Source organism: Vibrio azureus (genome assembly GCF_002849855.1).
GTDB lineage: Bacteria > Pseudomonadota > Gammaproteobacteria > Enterobacterales > Vibrionaceae > Vibrio > Vibrio azureus.
In genome coordinates, this window is record NZ_CP018619.1 from 59,453 (window position 1) to 72,070 (window position 12,618).

Annotated in this window: 7 protein-coding genes; 3 read left to right on the forward strand and 4 right to left on the reverse strand. The window is 38.0% G+C overall.

Annotation, left to right across the window (positions count from 1 at the left end; translation table 11 throughout):
• The first annotated feature begins 338 nt into the window (after positions 1–338).
• The 3 genes from BS333_RS21770 to BS333_RS22435 all read left to right on the forward strand — a co-directional run bounded on the left by BS333_RS21770 (position 339) and on the right by BS333_RS22435 (position 2,047).
• A complete protein-coding gene (locus BS333_RS21770) occupies positions 339–1,376 on the forward strand; it encodes a fimbrial protein (protein WP_021709991.1) in 1,038 nt (345 codons plus the stop codon).
• Between the two features lie 160 nt (positions 1,377–1,536).
• Entirely contained in the window at positions 1,537–1,950 is a 414-nt protein-coding gene (locus BS333_RS21775) for a transposase (RefSeq protein ID WP_227739154.1), read from the forward strand.
• Entirely contained in the window at positions 1,892–2,047 is a 156-nt protein-coding gene (locus BS333_RS22435) for a hypothetical protein (protein ID WP_227739155.1), read from the forward strand. Before BS333_RS21775 ends, BS333_RS22435 begins: the two co-directional genes overlap by 59 nt.
• Positions 2,048–2,288: 241 nt before the next feature.
• Here BS333_RS22435 and BS333_RS21780 read toward each other — a convergent pair whose 3' ends face one another.
• From BS333_RS21780 to BS333_RS21795, 4 genes are all read right to left on the reverse strand, one after another.
• Positions 2,289–5,807 (reverse strand): AAA domain-containing protein, encoded by a 3,519-nt coding sequence (locus BS333_RS21780; protein ID WP_021709993.1) that lies wholly within the window; start codon positions 5,805–5,807, stop codon positions 2,289–2,291.
• A 1,017-nt stretch (positions 5,808–6,824) separates the two neighbouring features.
• A complete protein-coding gene (locus tag BS333_RS21785) occupies positions 6,825–7,322 on the reverse strand; it encodes a hypothetical protein (protein WP_033003860.1) in 498 nt (165 codons plus the stop codon).
• A gap of 122 nt (positions 7,323–7,444) precedes the next feature.
• On the reverse strand, positions 7,445–8,365 hold the full coding sequence (locus BS333_RS21790; protein ID WP_033003861.1) for an IS5 family transposase: 921 nt from the start codon (positions 8,363–8,365) through the stop codon (positions 7,445–7,447).
• A gap of 222 nt (positions 8,366–8,587) precedes the next feature.
• Positions 8,588–12,304, reverse strand: coding sequence for an SIR2 family protein (locus BS333_RS21795; protein ID WP_021709996.1), 3,717 nt, complete (start codon positions 12,302–12,304; stop codon positions 8,588–8,590).
• Positions 12,305–12,618: the final 314 nt, after the last annotated feature.

The window sequence follows — 12,618 nt, forward strand, 5'->3', positions numbered from 1 at the left end:
TTATAAGGTTTTTATTCAGGTGTAAGAGAGCTTTAAATTGTAATTGTATAATTTATACAGAGTCAATGAATATGTTTTCATTTGAATTTTCATCTAATAAAAAAAGAGAACGACATATACCTTAAGGTTTTATCATGACATTTAAAGTGATTATCACTTATAAGTATGTTACTGTTAGCTGTGTTAATTAAAGGTGTCAATCTTTAATAATTTAATTCCATCAATTTGAAATAACATTACTATCACTATCTTTAAATCCAATTAACTTTAAATAAAATTTCATTTATTTGACCTTTTTAATTTCTAAAATATTATTCTACATAACACTAGAGAGTAAAATGAAAAAAATATTATTTCTTTTTTATATGTTGTCATTTGGTGTCACCTGGAGTTCAACTGTCTGGGCACTGGCCTGCTATGATGAACAGAGTGGTGGCAGATTTGGTAGCGAAAATGGCCATGGTGGTATTACAGTATTTCAGATAGACCCTTCTGCCTCAGTTCCAAATGGTGCCTCTGATGGTCAGGTTGTATGGCGAGGGCCTTCTAAAACGGTGACCATTAGTTGTTACAAAGATGCGAATAATTACCCTGGTTTAATGAACCATAGGGAACAAGTTCATTTTTGGCCCGGTATGACAGGCAATCCAAGCATCACCCATATACCCGGTATAAAAGTTGGGTTTCGATTCAAAGGCAGGGATTATTATGGTGAAAAAGTACCTATTCCTGGTTTTGAAGTAGAGGGGTGTAGCCATTCTGTTAGCTATGACTACTGTGAGAAAAGCACTATAAAGACGAAAACGTTCACTTATCAACCGATCATCGTAACGGGCCCTGGAGACTTCTCTGGGTACAGATCCTCAATCAATATTTTTCAAGTGGATGGCGAGTTTGGATACAATGGGAGATTTAGAAACTATAGAACAATCATCGATAGTTTTAATAATATAAAACCCACTGAGTGCTTGGTAGAGTTAGATGTCCAAGGTGACAATGTTGATTTTGGTACAATTAGTGCCGGTGTAAGCTTTAGCGAAGTTTCTAAGCCATTAACCATTCAAGTTAAAAATATAACATATAGTTCTGAATGCCCATCAGTTAAATTACGTGGTTACTTTAAAACTAATACTGTAAATAATAATAGATATATAACAGTTGTTGATGAAGAAAACAAAGAAATAAAATCACTTGGAATTGAATTATACACATCAGACGGTAGCCAAATAAAAATTAACGAACCTATTGGTGATGGATTTACCATTAAAAAGATGGGATATGATAGGTACTTTGCCAGATTGGTCTCCGTGGGAGCAGGAGAAATTAAAAAAGGGAAATTTAGTGGTGTTGCTGTTTATACCGTTTCTTATTTGTAAATAGTTGGTAGAAAGACCCATGCACCGTCAGACTTTAGCTATGATTCATCACTAAGTTGTGTTGTGGGGCTTTGTTGACGCGCTCATTAAATCATCAATTTTGATTTGAGCGTGTCTTCTTTTATCCTTGCCATCTATCTCCGTATCTAGCTCAGTAACCATGCCTTACAAATACAACGGTTCCAGACGTCATCACTTCAAAAAGCCTACCTATCGGCAAACCAATTATGCCGAATACAACCAAAGTCTACGTGATCGTGGGCGCATTGAGATCTGGTTATCTGACGACATCATAGAGAACTGGCAAACTAAGCAACGCGCTTACGATGGCACTGATTCATCCCCAAAATATCCAGACAGCACACTTATGGCATGCCATTATTTGAGACTCGTGTTCAAACAACCTCTCCGCCAGACTCAAGGCTTTATCGATAGTCTTCTAAAGGAAATTGGCCATACGAATCTCTCCTGTTCTGACTTTTCGTGTCTATCAAAGCGTCTCTCTAAGGAGGAATGTGTCAGAGAATACGATGCAACGTTACAAAGCAATCATCGGGCCCAAATTACACAGTAGAGACTTTAACAATCAACAACAGGAAATGATGCTGGCGGCATCAGTATTAAATCGATTTACGCAGCTTGGTATGCCCGAGAGCTACCGAGTTACCTAGTTATATCAAAAGACAGGATGGGTTGAGTACGGAAACAAAGCCCGACAAGCACGTCCTTGCCCCATTGTCATTCTTTTGCTCATGAAATCGCTTACTCCTCTAGCTTCAAATTTCTCCCCATTAAAGTTCATGTGAAAGGCATGCGACTCACTTCGTAATTGCTAATTAAAAGAATTAATTGTCTGAGGGCATGCTGAAAATGATTTTGAGTCACTTCGGGACAAAAAAGTAACGCTTTTGTCTACGTTACGGGCTGCTTGTTTGTGTTGCAGCTTCTGCTATTTAAGAAGTCGAGTTGAGTTTTGCTCTCCTTCTCTAACTCACCGACATAGATTAATGATGTCTCGATATTGGCGTACTTTCCGCTTCTGCTTGCACTAAACCAGTTGAATGACCCCACCGCCATATACCGATCATCAGCAAAAATGCTTTTACTATGGACACCACTTATCACATTGATAACGATACCAAGCTGTTCCAAGACCGCGCAGCAATGTCGAAACGCTTGTATTTTATTGGTATCCGGGTGGTTTGCGACCGTGGTATTGAAATGTCTGTCGGTGTGTATGGTAATCCGGACACCTTTGTGCAGTGCTGTTTTTAGTAGTTCTAACTGCCCTGTTGATTGCAGTTTGTCTAATCGCAACCAAGGTGAGACGATATCTATTTTTCGTTTTACTTCCCTTAGTAGTTTTGATAGGAACGCATCGTGTTCTTCGGCATTGGTTAGCAGTTTCGGATGGCCGCATATTTGTAATAAATCGGGGCGTTGACCAACACTAAACTTCAGCTCATTTCGCTCGTCAGAAAAGAGATACTTGGCGAGAAATCCTCGTGGAGAAGATGATGGCGCAGCTTCAATGATATCCAAATCACCAAACACCAAGAATGCATCTTTGGCTCGAGAAACAGCGACATTGAGCATTGACGGATCCATATCGATAAACCCGCCATCGTTGTGTCTGGTATACACTTGGGAAAAAATAATGATTTTGCGTTCAGCTCCTTGAAGAGAGTGAACAGTGCCAACGGTTAGTTGGTCATCCCCCTTGCCAGCTTTGATATTGAACTCACTACACGCTGTCTTGATCTGGTTCACTTGGGCTGAAAATGGAGTAATTATACCCACACACTTGACCAGTGGCTCGCCGTAGTAATTCTCTATGTCAACTATATTGGCATGTAACCATGCAGCGATAGTTTCTGCTTCTAACTTATTGCGTCGGCTACCACTAAATGATTCCGCAATACCGTCGACGTGCAAATGACTGAAAGGAGAGTAGAGGCTATCTTCGGTCGCTTGTCCTCGCTTGGGGATCAGGATACCTTGATAGCAAAGGTCATTGCAGTATGAGATTAATTCATCGTAGCAGCGTCTATGTTCTTGCAAAAACATTCCGGGCTCAACTTCTGGCATACAATGAAAGCGGCTTGCTTGTTGCGCTACATGCATCACACTGCCAGTCACTGCACTTCGGCCTTGCTCTTGAATGACGGTGTATTCATCATCAGAGCAGATAACTTTATGCTGTTTTAAATTACCTCGGTCAATTGATGAGCACACATTTCTAATCGGCGGGATTTGGTAAATATCACCGATCACCAACGCTTTTTTCGCTAGTGAGAACGATGCTGCGGCAACTTCTGGAGCTACTTGGCCTGCTTCATCAACGATCAAAAGGTCAATTTCATTAAGCAGATAGTCAGTTTCAAATTCATTATTCCCAACGTGAGTCTTGTAAGTCATATGAGAAGGCAGAGAATGGAACGTTGATACAATGCAAGGAGTGAGCATCATTCGACGTTGCCAGCGAGGGCGAACTGTTTTCAAACCTGTTTTCCGGGCTTGCTTGTTCAGCTCATGACCCAAATTTCGGCAACTGAGTAGCCAGCATGCTTCCCAGTAATGGACAGCTAAGCGGAACATGCGAAAACGGAGCGTGATATCTAAAACCGAATCGATGTCGGTCAATTGTGGAATAGTTTGTTCTGGAGAGTCTTCAGTAAAGTTATTGATAGAATTAAGCCAATTCAGTTGTGATTGTTCAAACTCTTGATACTTCTTTAACCAAGATTGATACCGATTTCTTTGTTCGTTAAAATCTTCTTTTTTACTAGAAAATATTTGTTTGAGCAGGCTCTCAAATTGGTCTGATGACAGGTTTTCAATTTGCTCTTCATCGTGCTCAATAAGGTTAAACATGAAACTCCTACGTTGGAACTCAAGTTTATTCTTGATTGGAGGTAACCACTTAAACAGTGTTAGCCATGGAGATTCATTGCCGAGGTAGTTTCGCCACGCAATTAACTGTTCTTTAGCGATATCTTTCAATGCTTGCGCATTAGAAACAGCTTGTTGTTGATCTGCCAATGTTTGTTGGGGATTGTGCCCCAGCCGAGAATGGATGTCAGTCAGTTGGCGGTTGTAGTTATGCCAATTGTATTGGATGCAATCTAACTGGTTTTGATGTTGGCGCAATTCAGCAAGGAGATACGCTTTAACTTGCGTTACATCAGCAAAATTCTGTTGTGGAAACGCCTGTTTTGCTCTATCCAAATAATGCGCTTGGGCTTGATCGACAAAATCCAACTGCTCGACTTTTTCATAGAAATGCTTAGTTTGGTAACTTTTGGCAGCTTCCATTTCTCCATACGCTGATGGCAGATAGCCACCATAGCTAAAAATGTCAGGTAACCATCGACCCGATAGTTCGTCGTCGCCTTCATCGAAGTCTTTACCAAAGGCATCAATGATGTTGGTTACTGCTTGATTATTAGTCGATGCCGCAATGATTAGCGGCGGCTGACTCTCTTTTAGCGCAGATTCGATCCAAAGTGATGCGACTACAGATAGAACAAACGTTGTTTTACCTGTGCCAGGAGGACCATTTACCGCAAGAATATCGCCTTCTTGCATAGCTAAGGTATGGGCCAAAGCATCGCATTGTGCTTTAGCTAGCGGGAATTGACTATTTGAGTGGCCAAAACGCGAATTCACCGTATGAGATACATCAATACATTCATCGTGATTGATTACTGTTTTTACCGCGTAGCTATCAAGCAGAGGCAAGGATATGCGTGAATTGCTAAGGTTATCGTACAATTTTAAAATATGCTTTGAAGCACCCGAGCACTCGTTGGTTTTGTTGACCAAGCCACGACTTTCAATGTCTTCGTAGAACTGCTCGATTCGATTTCTATCGCAGTAATTGGCAAATAATTGTTTAGTGAGTCCATAGTAGTTGTGCCAATCTTTTTGATGGTTTTTATACTCTTCTTCTTGTTCGAATTTGGCTGGAATACTTTCATTAGACAGCGCTGGAATTTCATTTGTTGTCAGGAATTCATCGATCTTATAAACGTCAGCGATAGTAAAAGTGTCGTCTCCTTGAGGTGCAAGCAAATCACGAGGTATTAATGGCGCTGTGTGAGGAAATAATAGTCCTTCACGATTGACCCATAAAGAGCAGACAATCGGTGTCAGTACAACAGGCATATTACCACTGTAATCTTTGCCATGAACTTTACGAAGATAATAGGTGATCGGTCGATGATGAATTTGTACGGCGGTTAGGGTATCTGGTTCATTGCGAAACAGATCTTCTAGCAATGTAGAATCAGGTTTAAGCTTACCTTCTTTGAACTCGTCAGTTGTCGCTCGTACATAATTCTTCAGATCTTGTTTTCTTAATGCACCTTTCGCGCTGTCGGCATCGGCAAGAGAATTACGCCAATAGTGAATCCAGCCCTGATTATTCATACCCAGTCCTTGAAATTTTTACGTTAAGCGTGTGATTTTAATCGAATATTCTATTTCCAGTGGAGTGTTTTTTGTTAGAACTTTGAGCAATTTCTTACTCGGCAACCTTTGATCCATGCGGATGATGACTATTTGAGCAGTCGAATAATTGAGGCAGGGTTATTAAAGTCTACTTTCCTAATGTCATATGATTTCAATGATTAATCTGTGAATATTTTGCTACTGGTGACTTATGGATGGGTAAACAACTTTTAATCTGTATTAGTGGCTTCTGAAACGTATCGCAAACATCTTGTTTGTTGATCAAGTCAAATCCAGAACGTTGCTGCGTGAGGTACACGCTTGTCTATTCTAAACAACTAAATCAGATAACTTTCGCATTTACATTCATTAAACAGTGGCACTTCCAAGCACTCTAATCAAAGAGACGCCAGAATGTATCGTGTTGCAACCGGGCAAATGGTGTATGGAAGCGCAAGGTGATTATATCTATCGAATTCGTCAGCAATGAGACCCAAGGAAATACAAAAGCATGATTTATTACTATGAATATGAAGATAGTGATGGCAGTTTTGAGCAGTACCGGAAGATGACTTTATTTATCCCTCAGGTACTTGCTTAAAACTTTGAAAGCATGGATCTGGATGCCTTATTTCCTCGTATTACGATTGAAGCGGATCATGAAGAATCATACAAACGTCAGCTCACAAAGCTTAAAGATTGAAGACCTAAGGTTAGGTAAGTGAGTAAGTAGCATAACCTATGTTACGTTGTAACTTGGGTTGAGATCACTTTGCTCATGGTACTAGCACTTTTCCATACCTGTGTAACCCTCCCTAGAATTGAGGGGGCAGAAAATAGCCACTTTCCCCAAAGAAACTCTTCAATATCTTTGGAATTTACGCATGAGAAGAGGTGCTCAGATAGGCATCTCAGACACATCTTCAATTTTTGCAACAAGCCCCAATTAGGCACTTCAGATAGATCTTAAATTTTTGTAGCAAGCCCCTTGGATGGCTACAACGTTTTTAAAAAATCAAGCAATTTACCATCAATTAGCATCCAGTCAGTAATATGAAAATCTTGGTAATTCGTTTCGCGAAACATTGGAGATTTACGACTAAAGTTGGTTAGTAGAAACCCTTTTTGATTTTCATCCTCTACATGCATTTGACGGTAAAGAGCTAGCTTTTCACCTTCAACATGCCCCTTATAAGAATTAACACCTGAAGGTAAACCACCTTGGGCCGCACTTTTCCAGAGCTTATTTTCAATTGTATCTACTAACCATTTAGCAGCAGAAAGTGGTAATTCGATTTGAAAAACTGTATATCCTGGTATGTTCGGACGACCAAATAATATTGGCCTAACCTTTTGCATAATAAGTGTTTTATTATTTTTGATTATTTTAAACGGTACATCCACATCTTGGTCAAACTTTTTTATTCCCAAATAGGGTTCGTCGAAAATTATTGTGTAATCACTTGGTAAACTAAACGGGTTTAATACTGCCATAATCATTGTCTCACGTTATATTGATGTTGTCGGTAATAAAGTTACCACATCACTGACTTCATTTAATTGGCTTTGTTGCGTAATTCGGCCAGAGAACCAAACTGCCTGCAATTTATTGATTCCTATACAAAATACTGAGTTTCAGGCATACCAAGCCCTGTAAGTTTGTTCAGCGCTTTAATCATGGCGTAAGTTTCACCAACCTGGGCGTTGTAATTTCTTAGGCTTAATTTCCCATCTAATAACTGTTTCACTCGATACATGGCTGTTTCGGAGAGCGAACGCTTGTGATAACCATACCGCTCTTTCCACTTCTCGTTGGAGCCGAAGAGCTTCTGGCAACCCACAGCTAAATTGCGAGGGTGCCCTTGCTCCCAGAAGGCTGCACCTTCTCGTGGCGGGATAAGCGGAACCGCTCGCTTGATCCGTATGGCATCATGGCAACTCCTTGTGTCATAAGCGCCATCACCTGATATCTCAATGATTTTACGACGTGTCTGCTTGAGTAAGTTGGGGAGCACTTCGGCATCGGTTACGTTAGATAAGCTCAGCTCTGCGGCGACTATTTCGTGGGTGTTTGTATCTACTGCGATGTGCAGCTTACGCCAGACTCTGCGCTTCCCATCAGTTCCATGCTTCTTGACCTTCCATTCACCTTCGCCATAAACCTTGAGACCAGTGGCATCAATGGCTAGGTGTTGTATCGCACCTCTGGTTTTAGTTTTAAATGAAACCTCAACATCCATAGAACGACGGCCTATACAGGTGTAGTGGGGGCAAACCAGCGGGATGTTAGCCAGCTTAAACACGGAGTCTAGAAAACTTTGCAGCGCTCTCAATGGCATAGAGAAAACGCGTTTCACCATCAAAGCGGTAGTAATGGCTAAGTCGCTGAATCGGCGAGGTCTACCACGCTTGCCTTGTTTGTTTTGCTTCCACTCGGCTATCGCTTCCTCATCAATCCAAAAGGTCAGAGAGCCGCGGTTGATTAAGGCTTTATTATACTGCTTCCAGTTGGTTGTTTTGTAACAAGGTTTAGGCATGAGACTACGACGATTGATGGGTGTAGCTTCTAGATTTAGTTCCATTGATTTAAGCAACAAGGCCGGTAATTTTTGCTTCTATATCAATTAGACTAAATTATCTAAAAATCTAGGTTCGAACGTTTTACCAACTAAATATATTCTGTCTATCTTAAAGTACTATCGCACTTTAGTGTATATCTTCGCCCTCAGCAGGGCGAAGGTTTACAACGGGTTTGATAATTAACTGACTTTAGCTGAGGTGGTTTTATTACGTCGAGTGTTTTTCATGCTACGGTTAATAAAATTGACAATATCACTATCACTTAAATGTTCATTTATTTTGAATTGATATGGCTTTGGCGATAACAAATTCTCAAACTCATGTACCCAAAATGGATAGCCATAGCATTTACATAACTCTAATGCTTCATCTTTAATTTTTTTAAATTTATCTAATGAGCCAGATTTTAGTAAGAACTTGCAATGATGATATTGGCAGTGTATGTAGTAATATTTTATATGAAAAAGGCAACTTGATGCCTTTTTATATAGACTTTCTATGTTACTTAGGCTCTGTATAGTTTCGCTAGAGATATCAAAGGAACTTCTTTCCTCATTAATAGCAAGCATTAGATATTTTAACCCACTTGTAAATGGATTTACACTTACAAGTTTTTTTATTTCAGAGTCTGATAAGGGACATACTAAGTGAAGAATATAGCTAAGTTGGCATTTTTCTAAATGTAGATTTGGGTGTAAAGAACAAATTGTTGATTTCAAATCATCTATATTAATAGTGTTAAGTAATCGATTAGATTCATAGTAAGACAAGTTTTTATCGCAATTATTTAAATACACTGTATGAAATATGCACTTTTCATATAATACCGGAGGATATCGACGTGGACTGTCTTGCTGAATTTTAACTAAATGCTCCAAGTCAAAGTTAGTATATCCTTCCATAGAGTAAATGGAGTGTGCTACCATTGAATTGATATATTCATGCCTTACTTCAGGGTTTATAGCAATTGTTTTTTCATAAGGGAATAAGCTTTGTAACATCTCAAATGCATTATCAAAGCTTCCACTAAAGTACAGACTAGAACAGAGCTGTACCTTGAATGATTCTAGCAAAAAATTAGGAATAGCGATTGCTTCACTTTCAATACTTTCAATGAAAATAGAAAGTTTATCAGAAAATGATTTAGATAAACATAAATCAACACAAAATGCTGAAAGTGAATCGATAAAGTCCAAATACTCAGTAGGGTCTATAATGTCAAAGTTAGTCTTATGACCCATTTCTAAAGTAAGTAAGAAATTGTTTATGTTCGATAGTGCTATATCAAAGCCTATATTTTCCTTATCGAGTCTAAGGTCATATAATAATTTCATAAACGACATATTATAATCTACTATATTTTGCCAGTATGTATCATAGGTGTTATTTTGATTGGCCTTGATTAAAACAAATCGATTAATTATTGGATGAAGTTTTATGTTTCTACTTGAATCTTCTATCAATGACTTATTAGAAAGTGTTTTAATTGAATTATCTGTAATAAGGCTTTTGAATTTTTTGTTCTTGTGACTATCATGTTTGCTTTCAGCTATTTTTTTAAGAGAATTAAGACTGATTCCATCAGGAAAGAAAGAAATGAGCTCTAATGCTTTCTGGTCTATGTCATTAAGAGTTCGATAAGAGTAAACTACGGAACCAAGAAGGGAGTTTTTTCTATTGATATTCAAATCTGTACTATGATTGAAGTAACCTAAACAGTCAATGCTAGAAAAAAGTTCTTGTAAATCCTTTTCTAGATCATGGGTACTTTTACCCGGAGGTATGTTAGATGCTATTAATTTTATAGCAAGTGGGTTTCTATCTAGCTGTTCTTCAATAATATTATTTTTAATATATAGTTGCTCACCTGGTGATGAGTACTTATTTTTTGTGATCTTATTGAATAACTGTATAGCTTCATCTGATTCCAGTGATCGCAAAGTATATTCTTCTTCCCAAGGCTCGTCACAAGACTCCCTTGTCGTTATAACTATAGAAGAAAACTGACTTAACTCACCAATTAAAGTTAAATACCTTGATTTTATATCTTTGGATGTTTCAGTATTGTTTAATATCGACTCAAAATTATCTAAGATTATCAGTCGTTTTTTTTCATCAAAAAAATCATTTAGATGCTCAATCAAATATTGTGCACTTTGAAGATTAAATATTGATGATATCTTTTGATAAAACAGATTGAAGTCTGCTATTGGTTCACAATCAATAAAATGTATGCCACCATTATACTTATCTCTTTTAGATAGTTCGATGGCAAGTTTATTAATTAAAGTGGTTTTTCCTATACCACCACTCCCTTTTATAACAAGAACCAATTCTTTATCTTCAATCCTAGTAATTTCTCTGCTAATTGCAGAAAGGTCACTATGCCTTCCCACAAAGTTTGTAGTAGTGGATTTGTCAATATTGTATAGTCTTGATTCTGAGCTACTAGTAACTTTATTTTTTGTCGAGCTTTTTATGTCAAATTTGAAATTATTTTCGTTAACAACAATTGATCCTTCTATATAGCCAAGATTTTTTCTTTTGAAAACTTGATAGTATAATTGGTCTAATTTCTTCAATGAGTCTTTATTTTTATTGTCAATTTCAAAAATTACGATTGGGAGGTTTGTAATTTCTTCTAAATTATTTTTTCTTATGTTTTTAGGTATGGATTCGACAATTATAAATATACCTTTTGCATTTGTAGGTAAAGAGTAAAATAGGTCGTTGAGTTCTAGGAAGTCCCTACAACAAGAGTCATCTTCAATTTGAAGTCCGTTTTTTGTTAATTTTGACAAAATGAATATATAATCCGATTCATCCCAAATTGTCTCACCATTTAGAGGTTTAATAAAAAGTTCTGACTTGAACTTTTTAAGAGATTTTACATATGGATCATAATCGAATTGATAGTCAAGAGGGTTCGCTATAAGAACTGATATCTTATCAATCGCTTCAATTTTTTTTGAACTCTCTATCTGTTTGATCTGCTCATCAGCTTTAACTTCTTTTTTTTGCTTGTTTTTTAATGAATTGCTTGCGATAGAGTTAAGTAAAGTTTCAAGAGGTTCGCCGAAATCATCAAAAGGGATAATATGAATTGAATTTGTTATTGCTTTAAGTTTGGTTTTTATAGTAGAACTATCGGATTCTTTTACTAGAGCATAGTGGGGACCTGTATTATTGGCAAACAAGTCATTCTGCTTGTGCATTTCTTCTAATATCTCAACGTCACCCAAAGAACTGCCAATGAACAGGATTGTTTCTGTGGAAAAAATATCTCGAAGTGTAGTAATTGCCGCCTCGTTTTCTTCACCTTCTCCGGAAGAATAAAGATGGTTGTAGCTTTCAGGCGTCAAAACTATATTTTCTGGAATGTCAATAAATCCGTGCAAATGCCATACCATATCTTCAGTGGAGTTAGTTGCTTTAAAGTCCCTTAATTTTGATTTATAAGAGTTGTCTAAGCTAGTAACGCTTGCTGGGGAGCGATGAGCCCATTCTAAACACTTGTCATAGTTAAGTGTAATGATTCTATGACTTATATCCCAGATGAGACGTTGTAATTTTGCACTCGTTTCATCAAGTTGATCTAAGTCAGGACTAAACTGTTTTTTAAGAAATTCATACCATGTGGCGTCTGGCAGGTGTTTCCTTGCCATTTGAGCAGCTGTATGTAATTCGTCTATATTAACTAGCGCGTTAATTGCATTTACGGCGCTTTCATTGCCTTCCTCAGCTGCTTTGTTCGCTGCGTTTACTAGTAATGTCTTCCAGCATGGGAAAACCCTTTCACCTTTTTTATTTTTTATGGACATTGATACACCGGCACCAACCAGTGGGATAACGTTGCCTTGGGATAGCTTATCTACTAACGTTTCGGGTAATTTCATGATTATTCGATCTTAACAATTAGTCTTTCTAAAACCAAACAAACTCAACCCACAACCCTAACATCATCTTTCCAACGGACAGTGTAGAGCCAATAAAGCTAATGAACGTTGTATATCATTTAGGGGGAGTAGGCTGTACATGGCGACTAGGTAAGTTCCTGTCGATGCTTGGCGGATTTCTTTGTCAACGATTGCTGTCAGACAAACGTTTACCTAAAATTTAAAACACTTACTTGGACGTTACATCATATCCAATACCTCAGCATGATATTAGTTTTGTAGCATATATGATATTAGTTTTGTAGTATATTGGA